Source organism: Streptomyces sp. NBC_01224, assembly GCF_036002945.1.
Taxonomy (GTDB): Bacteria; Actinomycetota; Actinomycetes; order Streptomycetales; family Streptomycetaceae; genus Streptomyces.
On record NZ_CP108529.1, the window covers coordinates 7,873,241 to 7,887,869 of the forward strand.

General features: G+C 69.7%; 7 protein-coding genes. 1 reads left to right on the forward strand and 6 read right to left on the reverse strand.

The window, feature by feature from the left end:
• Positions 1 to 144: 144 nt before the first annotated feature.
• Genes OG609_RS35725 through OG609_RS35745 form a run of 5 tightly spaced genes read right to left on the reverse strand, consistent with a single transcriptional unit; the run spans position 145 to position 10,302 of the window.
• On the reverse strand, positions 145 to 4,191 hold the full coding sequence (locus tag OG609_RS35725) for a hypothetical protein (RefSeq protein WP_327276612.1): 4,047 nt from the start codon (positions 4,189 to 4,191) through the stop codon (positions 145 to 147).
• A gap of 54 nt (positions 4,192 to 4,245) precedes the next feature.
• Positions 4,246 to 5,121 carry a carbohydrate ABC transporter permease gene (locus OG609_RS35730; protein WP_327276613.1) on the reverse strand — a complete coding sequence of 292 codons (876 nt, stop codon included), beginning with the start codon at positions 5,119 to 5,121 and terminating at the stop codon, positions 4,246 to 4,248.
• Entirely contained in the window at positions 5,118 to 6,080 is a 963-nt protein-coding gene (locus OG609_RS35735; RefSeq protein ID WP_327276614.1) for a carbohydrate ABC transporter permease, read from the reverse strand. The genes OG609_RS35730 and OG609_RS35735 overlap by 4 nt, the downstream gene beginning before the upstream one ends.
• Positions 6,077 to 7,384 (reverse strand): extracellular solute-binding protein, encoded by a 1,308-nt coding sequence (locus tag OG609_RS35740; RefSeq protein ID WP_327276615.1) that lies wholly within the window; start codon positions 7,382 to 7,384, stop codon positions 6,077 to 6,079. Before OG609_RS35740 ends, OG609_RS35735 begins: the two co-directional genes overlap by 4 nt.
• Positions 7,381 to 10,302, reverse strand: a complete 2,922-nt coding sequence (locus tag OG609_RS35745; protein ID WP_327276616.1) for an alpha-L-rhamnosidase — start codon at positions 10,300 to 10,302, stop codon at positions 7,381 to 7,383. The genes OG609_RS35740 and OG609_RS35745 overlap by 4 nt, the downstream gene beginning before the upstream one ends.
• 308 nt (positions 10,303 to 10,610) lie before the next feature.
• Here OG609_RS35745 and OG609_RS35750 point away from each other — a divergent pair, with 308 nt between their 5' ends.
• The gene (locus OG609_RS35750; protein WP_327276617.1) at positions 10,611 to 12,215 is read left to right on the forward strand and encodes an alkaline phosphatase D family protein; all 1,605 of its coding nucleotides are present in this window, start codon (positions 10,611 to 10,613) and stop codon (positions 12,213 to 12,215) included.
• A gap of 114 nt (positions 12,216 to 12,329) precedes the next feature.
• Here the strand turns inward: OG609_RS35750 and OG609_RS35755 are convergent, their stop codons facing one another.
• A complete protein-coding gene (locus tag OG609_RS35755; RefSeq protein ID WP_327276618.1) occupies positions 12,330 to 14,447 on the reverse strand; it encodes a glycoside hydrolase family 6 protein in 2,118 nt (705 codons plus the stop codon).
• Positions 14,448 to 14,629 lie beyond the last annotated feature (182 nt).

Here is a 14,629-nt window from a genome sequence, read left to right on the forward strand (position 1 = left end):
GTTCCCGCTTCCGGTCGGTGACGGCAGCCAATGGCGCGTTCTTGGCGCGAAACGGTGATCTCTTCACGCGTCCTTGACGGGGTGGCCGGGGCGACGAAAGCGGGGTGGTCGCGACGACATCGACACGGGGAGGTCAGGACGGTGTCAAAGCTGCCCCTGACCCCCGTCGGAACCACCGACCCGCAGCCGTACGGGACCCAGCAGACCGCTGACACGCTGGCCCGGGAAGACGAAGTGGGTCGGGCTCGTCGCGTCCAGGCGCGGTGCCAGCGTCCCGAACACGGTGATGTCGAGGGTATTGGCGCCGGGCCCGACCAGGCCTGTCAGATCGAAGACGTACGGGGAGCACACGCGCACCCCCGCAGCGACGCCACCGACCCGCACCTCCGCGGTCCCGCGGACCCGTCCGAGGTCGAGCGACACCTGCCCCGGGGCGATCTCGGCGGGCACGGTCACCACGCGGCGGTACCGCACACCGCCGCTGTACTCGGCGAGGCCGTGCGTCTCCCAGCCGCCGACGCGAATCCGCCCGGGCCCCACTTCACAGCGCACGGGCCCGGCCAGCGCGGCGCCACCCTCGTACCCGGGACGCGTCCGGACGCGCAGGGCCGCGGTCCGGGGCCCGGAGGGGCCACCGGCCGAAAGGCCGACGGTCACGGTCAGCACGTCCCGCGAGTCGACGGCGGTGACGGGCCCAGTGCACTCGGAGCCGTCCACGAAGACAGTCGTCTCGCCGCGCACCGGCGCGGTCAACCGGGTGGCACCCGGCGGCAGATCGCACCACAGCCACTCCACCGCTCCCCGGCGCCCCGGGACCGCGAACCGGACCGGCATCACCGTGCCGTCGTCCGCGGTCGGATCCAGCCAGGCGGCGCCCGGCAGCGGATGAGGGCGGCGGCGCAGATACAGCGCGGCCGGGTCACCCATCGGCGCGCGACGTACCGCGACGGGCACACGTCCGTCCGCGCTCTCGGCCCACCAGCGGGCGTCGCTGTGCAGGGTCGCGACACGGTTGCCGTTCCCGTCGTCGAAAACCGCATCCACCAGGACCGCGCGATCGCCGTCCCCGGACGTCTCCACCGTGATGTCGTTGTCACCGATGCGCAGGGCCGCCGCCACGTCATGCCGTCGCACGCGCGGGACCGCGTGTTCGGCGTACGGGTCGAATCCGCCTTGCCTGCCCACCACTTGTCCGTTGACGCGCAGCACGCAGGGCACGCGCGCGGCCACCTGGACGACGGCCCGGACGGGGAGGTCCGAGAGATGCAGCGTCGTGCCCATCGTCTCGGAGGCATGAATCCATTCCGGACGCCGGTAGCGCTCCGGATCGCGTACGAGCGCCACATGCGCCCGCAGGTCACAATCCTGATCAGCGGTCAGATCCAGTTCGAGCAGACGGCGGCCAGCTGCCACTGCCACCGGGCCCATCGCCAGGTGGCCCCCGTCGTCCAGGGAGACGGGGGCCCCGTCGAGCCGGGCCCGCTTCGCCGCCGCGGCTCCGATCGCGAGGTGTCCGTCGAAGGCTTCGTCGAGGAGCAGTTCCATGCGCAGCCGCACCAGCTCTTCGGCGGCGGTCGGGCCGATGTGTACGAACTCCTCCGGCACATGCCCCTTGGGTCCAAGAACGGCACGGTGGATCGGGTCCTTGTACACGCCCAGGGTGTCGGACCACTCGATGGCCGAGGGGACGTCGTGGCCGGAGCCGTCGCCGAGCACGACCGCGTGCGGGCCGAACGTCGCGTGGACCGTGGCCGCGACCGGCTCATCGGCGCGGTCCGCAACGGCCCATCCGTCGTGTACGCCATCCTCCCCGGCCTCTTCCACGCGGTGGCGGAAGGTCCGGCATTCGGTGACGGCGGGGCCGGCGGGCGGCCCGGTCGAGGGGCGGGCGAAGTCGCCCCAGGTGTTGTCGAGGGTCGGCACGAGCGTCATGTCCCAGTCCGCGTCCGGAGGCATCTCGATGGTGGTGACGTCCGGTACGGGTGTGCCGGGTGCGTCGGCTGCTATGGGCATGGCCGTCTCTTGGGTCCCCGCCGGAAAGACCAGCACCGCTGCGGGGCCCGTATCGAAGGGGACATCGACCTCCACGGCCCGGACGTCGTCATCGGCGGGCCGCACCGGCAGCGTCCGGGGAGCGCCGCCGAACGGATCCAGCAGGACCGCCGGGCCCGCCACGTCCCGCACCCGCACCCGTGCGCCGCGCGCATAGCGGTCCGGATCGAAGTCGTATCGGGCATCCAGCCAGCCCAGTGCGGCGCCCCGCTCGTCGGGGGCCGCCACGGCCGCTCGGGTTGCCCGTGGGGCGGCGGCGGTCAGGAACACCACCGTGGCGCCGTCCACACGGCGCGCGAGTGCGGGGACCGGGGCCCGGACCACCGGGTGCGCCCCGGCGAGCGCCGCGGCGAGCGAGTCGCCCGGATCGTCGGTCATGGGGACGGCAGTGGCCCGGCCGTCCGCGAAGCACGCGCGCAGCTCGGCAAGCACGGTCGCCGATCCGGGACCGACGACATGTTCGGGAAGGGCGCCGATCGCGATCAACTTCCCGCCGGAGGAGGCGAATTCGATGAGCCGGCGTGCTGTGTCCCGTTCCAGGACGGTGCACGAGGGCAGCATGACCGTGGCGTACGCCTCGTCCGCGACCCTCAGCCGTACACCGCCGTCGGACGGAGCGATCCGGGCGCGTGCCAGGGACGCGTCGTCGATGACGTCGGCGTCGAGACCGAGACGGTCCATGATGCCCGGCCGGGTACGGAACCAGGCCATGTCACCGGTGAGTTGGAGATACGTCGACTGGGCCCGCGCCGCAGCGGCCGTGACCCCGTCCAAAGCGGTACCGGCCTGGGCGGTGGTGGTGGGCAGCAGGATCGCGATGTCGCACAGGTGGTGACCGAGGCTCAGGATCGCGCACAGCCGGGTCACGGCGTCGGCGAAGACGCGGTGATGGCGCCAGTACGGCTGACGCCAGTCGGTTGCGGGTGGCGCCCACTCCCACCAGCCGCCCTTGGTCGTGTAGTAGACGGCATGCGGGTTGTAGAGGGTCGCGCCCGCGCGGAGCCACGGCAGCAGCCAGTCGAAGGTCTCCTCCGGCGTGCCGCCCCAGCCGGTGGAGTGGAAGGCCTCGATCCAGGTGCGAGGGCGGCCGTAGAGGTGGGCGAGCGAGGAATGGATGCGGGCGTCCCCGTGGTGGTCGGAGCCGGGGGCCGAGAACCAGCGGTGGGTGCGGGCGTAGTCGGCGTACAACTCCACGCCCGCGACGGGGTGTCCGGCACGGGCCGGGTCCTGCTGGTCGCAGCCGATGAGCAGGCCGTGGCGGTCGTGCCAGGCGGCCAGCGGCCGGAAGAACGCCTCCTCGGCCAGCTCGGCACGGGTCACCTGAAAGTCGCGCCGGACCCGGTGGGCGTCCGGATCCGTGCTGTCGTCGTACAGGGCGTCGAGCTGTGCAGTGATGTCGTACCCGCGAAGGCGCACGAAGGCGTCGGCGAAACCGGTGGACCAGGTGGGCAGGGAAGGCAGCTCGTCCTGGAAGGAGCCGACGACGACGGTCCCGAGCCGGTCGCCGAGCCGGCGCTCGAACTCCCCGTGCACCCGGTCCAGCAGTGCTGCACACGCCTGAGTACCGAGGTAGTCGAAGCCGTACGGAATATGGTGATGGAGCGTCAGGCGCCAGCGTCCAGGGCTCGGCGCCCGTACGACTCCGTCGGCCACCGCGACCGGGACCGCCGGGCCCACTGTCCGGCCGCCGGAGTCGACCGGTTCGGCGCGGCCCGCTAGCGGCCGGCCGGCTGGGGGACACCGCAGCTCTCCGGTCCGTATCGCTGTGGAGTCGACGACGGCACGCAGGCGGTCGAGCCGACGTCCCGCGTGGGCGGGCTGTTCGTCGACGAGGCGCGCCTGGAGGTCGGCACCGGAGAAGCCGAGCTGATCGTAGAACCACAGGCTGACGCCGAGTTCGCGGGCGTCGTCGCACACACTGTCGAGCAGGGTCCACCACGCGTCGGACATGAAAGGCGGGTCGTCGGCGTCGGAGCCGAACAGGGGGCCCGACGGTGCCAGGTTCAGGAGCACGAGGTTGTGCACCCCGCCCTCCGCGAACCGCTCCAGCTGCGCCCGCAGCCGCGCGTGGTCGAGCCGTTCTCCGCTCCACCACCAGATGGCGGTGGGCGAGAAGGCACGCGGGGGCTCGGCGAGCACCGCCACGATGCTCGGGGGGAGTGGTGGGTGCGCCGGGTGTGTCATGTGATGCCCTCAGCCCTTGAGACCGCCCGCGAAGCCCTTGATCACATATCGCTGGAGGACCACGAACACCACCAGGATCGGCAGGGCGGCCAGCACCAGTCCGGCGAAGACGAGTCCGTAGTCGGAGACGTACTGGCCGACGAACGCGAACACACCGACGGGCACGGTCTCCTTGTCGGAACCGCCCAGATACAGCAGCGGGGTGAAGAAGTCGTTCCAGATGAACACGGCGTTCAGGATGATCACGGTGCCGGTGATGGGGCGCAGCAGAGGGAAGACGATCCGGGTGAACGCCTGCCGGTGGGTGCAGCCGTCGATGAGTGCGGCCTGTGCGTAGTCCTGCGGCAGGGCCCGGATGAATCCGGTGTAGAGGAAGACGGTGAACGGCAGTTGGATGCCAGTGTAGAAGAGCACCATCCCTTGGTAAGTGCCGAGCCAGCCCAGGTCGTCGACGAGTTTGTAGAGCGGGATCATGCCGAGCTGGAAGGGCAGCACGATGCCCAGCAGGAACAGGATGTACAGGCCGTAGCCGAGGCCGCGGGCGCGGCGCGCGAGGTAGTAGGCACCCGTGGAACCCAGGACGACGAGGATCAGCAGACTGACAGCGGTGATGACCGTGCTGTTGAGCAGGGCGGGCCCCAGAGACGCGGAGGACCAGGCGTTGCCGAAGTTGGCGAAGGTGGGCGGGGAGGGCAGGGAGAGGGGCGAGTCGGAGATCTGCTGGGGGTCCTTCATCGCCAGGGTGATCAGGGCGTACACCGGGAACAGGAACACGACGGCGACCGCGATCACGAAAAGTTCGAGGGCGTACTGCCCGAACCGTGGCCTGCGGCCTCTGCGTTCGGGTTCCTGTTCGGCGGGTCCGCGGGATGTGCCGGTGATCACGCGGTGACCTCCCTCGCGCGCAGACAGCGAAGCTGGACCAGGGAGACCGCGGCGACGAACAGCGCGAGGACGAGGGCGACGGCGGTGCTGTAGCCGAACTTCCCGTAGACGAACGCTTCCTTGTACAGCACGGTCGACAGGGTCTCGCTGGAGGTGCCGGGTCCGCCGTTGGTGGCGGCGTAGACCTGGTCGAAGAGTTTGAGACCGCCGATGGTCGACAGCATGAGGTTGATCGTCAGGGCCGGGGCCAGCAGCGGCCAGGTGACATGGCGGAAGCGCTGCCAGGAGCCGGCGCCGTCGATTCTCGCGGCCTCGTGGAGTTCGTCGGGTATGCCCTGCAGGCCGGCGAGGAAGACGACCATCGAGTATCCGGCGTACTGCCATACGACCATCGCCGCGACGGACCACAGGGCGAGCGAGGGATCGCCGAGCCAGTCCTGACGCAGACCGCCGAGTCCGACCGCGCCGAGGACACCGTTGAGGCCGGCGCCGTTCTCGGGGTTGTAGACGTACTTCCACAGGATTGCAACCATGACGGGGCTGACGACGGCCGGCGCGAAGAAGATCAGGCGCAGCAGAGCGCGGGACTTGATGTCGGCGTGGACGCCGAGCGCGAGCAGCAGGCCGACGCCGTTCTGGACGACGACCACGGCGACGGTGAGCAGCAGTGTGTTGCTGACGGACTCCAGTGCCCGGCTGTCGTCGAGCAGGGCCCGGAAGTTGTCCAGGCCGGTGAAGGAGAAGCCGCCGATGCCGGACCAGTCGGTGAAGGCGTACATCACCCCGGCGAGGCTGGGGTACAGGACGACGACGCCGTAGACGACGAGGGCCGGAACTACGAAGAACCAGGGTGGGACGGTGTGATCGCGGCGCCGGACCGGGCGGCCGCAGCCGGCCCGCGGCCCGCCCGCGGCCTTGCCGACCGTACCGGAGGCGGCCTTCTCGGACGTGGTCGTCACGATTTCTTCCCGTACGCCTTGTCCATCTGCCCCAGGGCGCCGTCGACGTCCGTCTTTCCCGCAAGCAGGTTCTGTACGGCGGCGAAATGGGCGGGCTGGACCTCGGCGTTGGGCCAGCTCTGGTCCATGAAGGGGACGGCCCGGTTGTCGTCGATGATGGGCAGGAAGTCATTGAGGACGGGGTCGATCTCGGTGGACGCATCGCGCTTGAACGGGATCGCGGCGACGGACTGCGCCCACCGGTTGACGTTCTCCTGCTTCCCGAGGAACTCGATGAACGCCTTTGCCCCTGCTGCCTTCTTGGACCGCGCGGAGACACCGATGCCGACGACGATGCCCGCCGGGATCCACAGGTTCGCGGCATCATCACCGCCGGGGAACGGGAACATGCCGAGGTCGTCCGGTGTCCGGGTGGCCTGACGGAAGTTGGCGAGTACGGCGGAGACCTGGACGGCCATCGCAGCCTTACCACTCGCGACCATGGATGTCTGCTGCTCGTACGTCGTTCCGTTGGGGTTGTCGTTGAAGAACCCCCGACGCTGCAACTCCTGGTATTTGCCCATCGCGTCGGCCCACCCGGAGCCGCGGAAGTGCGCCCGCCCGGCGGCCATCTCGGCGTCGAAACCGAGGTTCTTCGCATAGACGGCGTTGGGGACCAGCGCGTAGGTGATCAGTTGGGTGACCCAGGGAGTCTGCGCGCCGAGCGCGATCGGTATCACGCCCTTGGCCTTCAACTTCGCGCAGACGTCGAGTAGTTCACTCCACGTCTTCGGTGGCTCGACGCCGGCCTCGGCGAAGGCCTTCTTGTTGTGGATGGCGCCGATGGTGCTGCTTCCCGCCGAATAAAGATACGTCTTGCCCTTGTACCGGTACGCGGGGTGGAAGTTCGCCGGGACTTCCTTGGTCCACGCCTGGTCGCTGAGGTCGGCGAGCAGCCCGGCCCTGGCCACCTCGACCATGGACATGGCGCTGCCGCTGCCGGGATAGAGCACATGCACATCGGGGGCGTTGCCACCCGCGAGCTGAGTGCGCACCACTGTCTGTACCTGGTCCGTGGGCGCGAAGGAGGTGGAGAACTCGTCGTCGGGGTGGGACTTGCGGTACAGCGCGACGAGTTCCTCGATCGGCTTCTGCTGGTCGGCGACGCCGACGATGCGCAGCTTGCCGGACCCGCTGCTCGAATCGGAGCAGGCGGTCAGTGCGGGGGGAAGGGCGGCGAGCGCCGCGACCCCGCCGCTGATACGGAGAAAACCCCGGCGGCCGACCGTGCTCCGGCCCGGCCGGCTGCGAGAACCCGTCGTCATGGTGTGTCCTCCTCGTGCGAACGGGCGGACGATGGTTTCGCCGCCGGTCCTGATGTGCGTCGGCTCTGGGTGAGCGCCGGCTCGGGCCGGTCCGCCGGAGACGTCCCGGCGTGGCCGTCTGCCGGTGGATGAGTCGCGGTGAAGCGGTAGGCGCCGGAGGACACTCGGTAGCGAACGTGGTCGGAGGCGATCGCGAGCAGCGTGATGTGGCGGTCGTCGGCCCTCGGGGCCACGCCCGATTCGCGGATCGAGCGTGGGTCCGTGGTGGGCACGTACACATCGGCGGTGGAGCCGGGCGGCACCAGGACCCGCAGGGCGAGCCGGCCGCCGTGTCTCTCCCATGTCACCTCGACGGTGCCGCGGACCGATTCGTGGCGGGCGCTCGCGTGGCGCAGGGCACCCGGGCGGGGCCGTATCCGCAGATGCCGGTATCCGGTGGAGTCCGGAGCCTGGTCGAGGCCGGCGACACCGCGGTAGAGCCATTCGCCGATCGAGCCGAGCGCGTAGTGGTTGAAGGAGTTCATCGACGGTGCGCGGAACCCGGTATCGGGGGTCCACCCGTCCCAGCGTTCCCAGATCGTGGTGGCGCCGTGCCGCAGCGGAAACCGCCACGACGGCACTTCGTCACGGTCCAGGAGCGCATGGGCGAGGTCGGCCCGCCCATGGGCGTCGAGGACGGGCGCGGCGAGCGCGACCCCGAGGAAACCGGTCAGGAGGGCGGGTCCGGCCGACTCGACGATTTCGCCGAGACGGTGTGCGGCGGCTTCGACGAGGCCTGCGGGCAGCAACTCGAAGGCGAGGGCGACGAGATAGCCGGTCTGGGTGTCCCCTGTGACACGTACGGCGGGAGGTGCGGCAGCGGCACCATCGACGGTGACGAAGTGCTCCGCGAACGTGCGACGAATGTCGTCGGCCAGCTGGTGGTAATGATCCGCGACGTCCTTCTGTCCCAGGGCATCGGCAGCCTTCGCCGTGAGGCGGGCACTGTGCGCGAAGCAGGCCGTGGCGATGACCTCGCGCGGGGTGGGGGTGCCGGGGGCGAGCCAGTCGGAGAAGTGCGGACCCACTCGCCTGCGCCAGACCAGATCCGCGTTATGACGGTGAATCAGATCGACCCAGGCCCGCATTCCCTCCAGCGCCCGGGCGAGGAACCGAGGGTCGTCGTAGGTGCGGTAGAGGTGCCACGGGATGATCACACCCGCGTCGCCCCAGCCGGGCGCGCCTTCGTCACAGACCCCCACGAGGCGCGGGGCGACATTGGTGAAGCCGCCGTCGGGTGTGCGGGCGTCATCGATGTCGCGCAGCCACTTGGTGAAGAACGCCGCGACGTCCGCGTTGAGCGCGGCCGTCGGCAGGAAGACCTGCGCGTCGGCCAGCCAGCCTAGCCGCTCGTCACGCTGCGGGCAGTCCGTGGGCACACTGACGAAGTTTGAGCGCTGCCCCCACGCCACACACTCGTGGAGCCGGCGGAGCTCGGCGTCCGAGCAGTCGAACTCCCCGGCCCACGGGGTGTCGCTGTGCAGCGCCACAGCAACGGCATCGGACTCGGTCAGCTCCGGGACTCCACTGATCTGCGCGTAACGGAACCCGTGATAGGTGAAACGCGGCTCGAACACGATGTCCTGGCGCCCGTCCCCGACGAGCACATCGGTCGCGGCGGCGGTCCGCAGATTAGCCGTGTACAGCTGGTTCGACTCGTCCAGTACCTCGGCGTGACGGATCACCACTCTTGCCCCGGCGGCGAGTTCACCGATCCGGAGCCGTACGCGACCGGCGAGGTTCTGGCCGAAGTCGACGATGTGGGTATCCGGGGAGACACGCCTGACCGAGCACGGGCGCAGTTCGGCCATCGCCCGCACGGGCTCGTCGACGGACGCCACAAGCAGATGGTGGTCTGCCCCCGCGACCAGGGCCGGGGACCAGCCGGTGTCGTCGAAGCCGGGCAGTTCCCAGCCGTCGGCCGCGTGCCGCAGGTCATGGCACTCGCCCATCAGCAGATCCGCGTGACGGATGACCCCCGTGCTGGTGCGCCACGTCTCGTCGGTGACGATCGCAGTGCTGCGTCCGTCCGGGCCTGTGAGGTGAAGCTCGGCCAGGAACTGGGGGAACGAGCCGTAGTGTGCTCCGGCCCTGCGCGGCTCGAAGCCGACGAATCCGCTCCACCAGCCGTCCGCGACGGTCGCTGCGAGAACGTTCTCACCCTCACGCAGCAATGCGGTCACGTCATACGTCTGGTACTGGACGCGGCTGTGGTAATCGGTCCAGCCGGGGGCGAGTTCGGCGTCGCCGACCCGTAGGCCATTGAGCCGGACCTCGTACAGGCCACGCGCGCTGACAAGGAGCCGGGCGTGCGTACCGGGCGAGCTGGTAAAGGCGCGTCGCAGGACGGGGCACGGGGCGAGCCCGTGGTCGTCGAGGGCGAACTCGCCCTCGGTGGGTGCGTCCATGACATCGACCGGATGCGGGTCGTGGGTGATCCACGATGCCCGCCACGAACCGGCGTCGGTGAAGGCCGTCTCGAACCAGGATGTGGCCTCGGCGGGCACCGTCGTTCCGGCCGGCCAGACGGAGACCCGCCAGTGATAGCGCGTACGGCCCAGGAGAGCGGGTCCGGTGTACTCCACGGCGACCGCCTGGGGATCAGCCACCCGGCCCGTGTCCCACAGGAGCTGACCGCCCCCGTCCAGCTCCTCGGGGCGTTCGGCGACACGGACCCGGTAGGCCACGGGGTCGTCACCGCGGCGGTCGGACGCCAGTCGCCAGGAGAGCCGGGGCGCGGGTTCGTCGATCCCCAGCGGAGTGGTGCGGTGCTCGCATCGCAGACCGTACGGCCGCAGCGTCCGGTCTTCGGGACGTCCGGCCGCTGCTCCTTCGACGGGGCGGTGGGCGGGCACATCCGCTGCCGAGGGACCGGACACGAGCACGTCCTTCCGTCGCACCGATTTTCCCATGTGAAATCTAACGTTAATTCTGTGGCGTGGAGACTATGAGCACCCCTGAGGGGTGTCAAGGGTGTTGCCGACCCGTCCTCGGTCACCTCGGAAAATGGCCGATGTCTCCCCAACTGGCCGCCTGTGAACGGCATTGCGACCACCGAAGCGTGGTCTTGTGGCGTGTGATTCCCCTGTGATATCCAGCCTGTGATTACCACATGGGCGGACGTGAAATCACGCGCCGATCCCACCCCGTACCGCACGGGATCCCGCCCGACGAAGGGACGAGCTCCATGCAGATGAACAGTGGGTCAGGCGGCACCGGAGGGTTCGGCAGACGGGCGATGCTCGGCGGGACGGTCGGGATGGCCCTCGCCGCGGCCGGCCTGTCGGCGGGCAACGCCTGGGGTGACGCCCCCTTCCATGACGACCCGTTCACTCTGGGGGTCGCCTCCGGCGATCCATGGCCGGACGGATTCGTGCTGTGGACCCGCCTCGCGCCCCAGCCCCTCGCCCCGGACGGGGCCGGAGGCATGCCGCCGTACTCCGTCGACGTCCAGTGGGAGGTCGCCCGCGACGAGCGCTTCCGATCCGTCGTACGCCGGGGACGGACCCGCGCAGTGCCCGAACTCGCCCACTCCGTCCATGTCGAGGTCTCCGGGCTGCAGCCGGGCAGGCACTACTACTACCGCTTCCGCGCCGGTGGTGTGCACAGCCCCGTCGGCCGCACCCGCACCGCACCCCCGCCGCACAGCCGTCCCAAGGAACTCGACTTCGCGTTCGTCTCCTGCCAGGCGTGGTTCGAAGGCTTCTACACCGCCTACCGGCACCTCGCCGAGGAGGACGTCGACCTGGTCCTGCACCTCGGCGACTACATCTACGAGAACGCCATCGACGCGATGGGCGGCGTACGCAACGTCCCCGTCGCCGCCGAACTGCGCCCCGAGCCGATGGACCTCGTCCAGTACCGCAACCGCCACGCCCTCCACCGCTTCGACCCCGACCTCATCGCCGCCCACCGGGTCCACCCGTTCGCCGTCGTCTGGGACGACCACGAGGTCGAGGACAACTGGGCACGCGACAGGTCCAAGGCCGACACCGAACCCGACCAGGACCCGGCGGTCTTCCGGCAACGCGCGGCGGCGGCCTTCCAGGCGTACTACGAACATCTGCCGCTGAGGCTGCCGAACAAGCCGAACGGCTTCGAGGCCCGGATGTACCGCAGCCTGCGCTACGGGCGGATGGCCACGTTCCATATCCTCGACACCAGGCTCTTCCGCGACGACCAGCCCTGCGGCGACGGCACCAAGAGCGGCTGCGACGAACGGCTTACACCCGGCCGCACCATCCTCGGCCCGGAACAGGAGCAGTGGCTCTACCGCGGCCTCGGGCGGTCGGACACGACGTGGAACATGATCTCCCAGCAGATCCCCGTGACCCAGGTCGACACCGACCCCGGCCCCGGCCAGGCATTCGTGATGGACTTCTGGGACGGCTATGTGGACGCACGCAGGCGGCTGTTCAAGGAGATCACCGACCGCAGCGTGAGCAACCCCGTCGTACTGACCGGTGACATGCACCGCCACCTCGCCGCCGATCTCAAGCAGGACTTCGACGACCCCGAATCGCCCACGCTCGGCGTCGAGTTCGTCGGTTCGTCCATCTCCACCACGAAGGACGGGATGGACCTGGACCCCTCCGGGGCCAAGCTTCTCGCGGCAAACGAGCACATCAAGTTCACCAACTTCCAGCGTGGATACGTACGTTGCTCGCTGACCAAGGAGAGCTGCCGCGCCGACTTCCGGGTCCTCCCGTACGTCACCACCCCCGGCGCCCCTGTCTCGACCCGCACCTCGCTCGTGACCGAGGCGGGCCGTCCCGGGATTCAGTCCGCCTGAGAAACACCGGCCGCCCCCTGCCGGGAGAGCGACAGGGGGCGGATCGTGCCGGGCGCGTCCCTCGCCCGGCCCTCGGCCCCGTCGCCGCATATGGACGGCGACGGGGAAACCCGGTCAGGGAGCGGTGCCCCAGGAGAGGGTGCCGCCCGCATAGACGCCGATCTTCGAAGCGTCGGCGTAGGCCGTGTTGGTTCCACGGCTGTAGTCGTCGGCCTCATTGAAGTTGGACCAGTCGGTCTTGTTCAGCCGCAGCTGAATCTCCCCGGTGGAGGCTCCCGCGGCCAGGCTGCCGCTGCTGAAGCCGACCTCCAGGTAGTGGCTGGCCCCCGCAGCCGAACCGCCCGAGGAGGACACTCCGCTGTTCACATGGGAGCAGCCGATGACCGCGTAGTCGCACGCAGTGCCGAAGGTGCTCGCACCGGCCTCGGGCGTGAACCAGTACCGCACCTTCACCGTGGACAGATCCACCGCGGTGGAGCCGGTGTTGACGAGTTGCAGACCCATCCGGATCTGGTTGTCGGTGGCGGAGGAATCGGTGTTCTTGTACTGGACCTTGAGGGTGCCGTTCCCGGTGCCGCCGCCCTGGTCGGTCGTGGCCGAGACCGCCGCGGAGGCCGCCGAGACATTACCTGCAGCGTCCCGCGCCTTGACCGTGTAGCTGTACGCGGTCGAGGCCGTCAGGCCCGTGTCCGTGTAGGAGGTCGACGCGGTGGAACCCACCTGAACCCCCGAGCGGTACACGTCGTACGCGCTCACAGCGGTGTCGTCGGTCGACGCCGTCCATGACAGCGAGACGCTGCCACTGGTCTTCCCCGTGACCTTCAGACCCGTGGGCACGGTGGGCGCCTGGGTGTCATTGTCACCACCGCCGCTGCCGTCCAGCGGCGGGTAGGCGTTGCGTACCAGCTCCTGGAACTGCGCGGAGAACCAGTGGCCCGCGAGCGGGGAGTTCGGCAGGGCGCCGGTCAGGTTGTTGCCGTTGCGGCCGTTTCCGGTGTACGTCGGGTCGCACATCCGGTCGAAGCCCTTGCCCTCGTCGTTGTCGATGGGCCGGCTGTTGCCGTCCGACTCGCCCGGGGGCTTCGCCCAGACGTAGGCGTCGATGCCGGGTTCGGGGGCGCTGGTGGGCCGCTCACCGATGCCCGCACCGCTCTGGTTGCACCAGTTGCCCGCGTGGATGCGCCGGTCGACGCGGCCCCCGTTGACATAGTCGTCCACGTTGGTCAGCGGTCCTGCACCGGTGGGCCGGGCAGAGCCGCCCCAGCCGTTGCGGGCCGTGTCGATGAGCATGCCGATGTTCGATGCGAAGCCCTGGTTGACCAGCTCCGTGCGCAGTGCCTGTGCGAAGGAGAGCTCATCGACATAGAAGTTCCAGTCCACCCACTTGGACTGACGCACCGTGGTGCCGTTCACGGTGTCGGTGACCTTGAAGTTCGGCTCCTTCAGGGCCGAGTAGTTGGCCGTGTTCACGATGAAGCCCTGGACATCGGCGACCGTGGCGCCCTCCGTCGTCGCGGCCTTCTTGAACTCCTGGGCCGCCGGGACGAAGTTGGAGTCCCAGCCCAGCCAGCCGTGGTGGGCCGCATCGATGTAGTTGTAGACGTTGGGAATCGCACCGAGGGTGTGCAGGGCGTAGCCGACACCCTTCTCGTAGTTGCCGTTCGCCTTCATCGTCGCGCATGCCTCGGTGGATCCGGCCGAGCCGCCGGCGTTGGTGACCAGGTTCGGCAGCGAGTCCGGCTCGATGACGGTGACGATGCGCAGACTCGCGTAAGCCGGGTCGGCAAGGATGTCGGCGATGGGGTCGATGTAATCGGTCTTGTACCGGTCGAGCTCGGTGGGGCCGAGCTCACCGTTGGACGCCAGCGCGGCGCAGTCCCGTCCCGGCAGGTCGTAGATGACCACCTGGAAGAGGTTCGCGCCCTGGTCCAGGGCGGTGTCGAGGTGCTCGCGCAGGCTCATCGCGTCGCCCGCGCCCTCGATGGCGGCTATGCGGTCCATCCAGACGAAGGAGGGCTCGTCGGCGATCGCGCTGCCGCCCGGTTCGGCTGCCGCCTTGGCGGACCAGTCGGGGTTCACGTACGCGGTGGCGCCCGCGTACGGGTTGTCGACCCGGGCTGCGGCCGATGCCGGCGAGGGTATGGCCACCGCCAGCGCCGCGCCCAGCGCCAGGGCGGAGAGCGCGGCCAGTTTTCGGCGTACTCCATGCAGGGTGGTACCTCTGGTTCTCATCGCGGCTCCGTGCTCCTCTCGTACGCCTGCGAGGGTTCCCCGCAGACGGGTTCGTGGGGGTGTTGCTCAAGAGGCAGCGGCCTGGTCAGGGCGCGGTGCCCCACACCAGGTCCCCGTCGACATACACGTCGACCCAACGGTTCAGGGCGGCGGGCAGGGTCCGATGTCCCGGGCGGGTTCAC

Coding starts and splice junctions, on each gene's coding strand:
- OG609_RS35755 (WP_327276618.1), bottom strand. CDS start 14,447: ATGAGAACCAGAGGTACCACCCTGCATGGAGTACGCCGAAAACTGGCC.
- OG609_RS35750 (WP_327276617.1), top strand. CDS start 10,611: ATGCAGATGAACAGTGGGTCAGGCGGCACCGGAGGGTTCGGCAGACGG.
- OG609_RS35740 (WP_327276615.1), bottom strand. CDS start 7,384: ATGACGACGGGTTCTCGCAGCCGGCCGGGCCGGAGCACGGTCGGCCGC.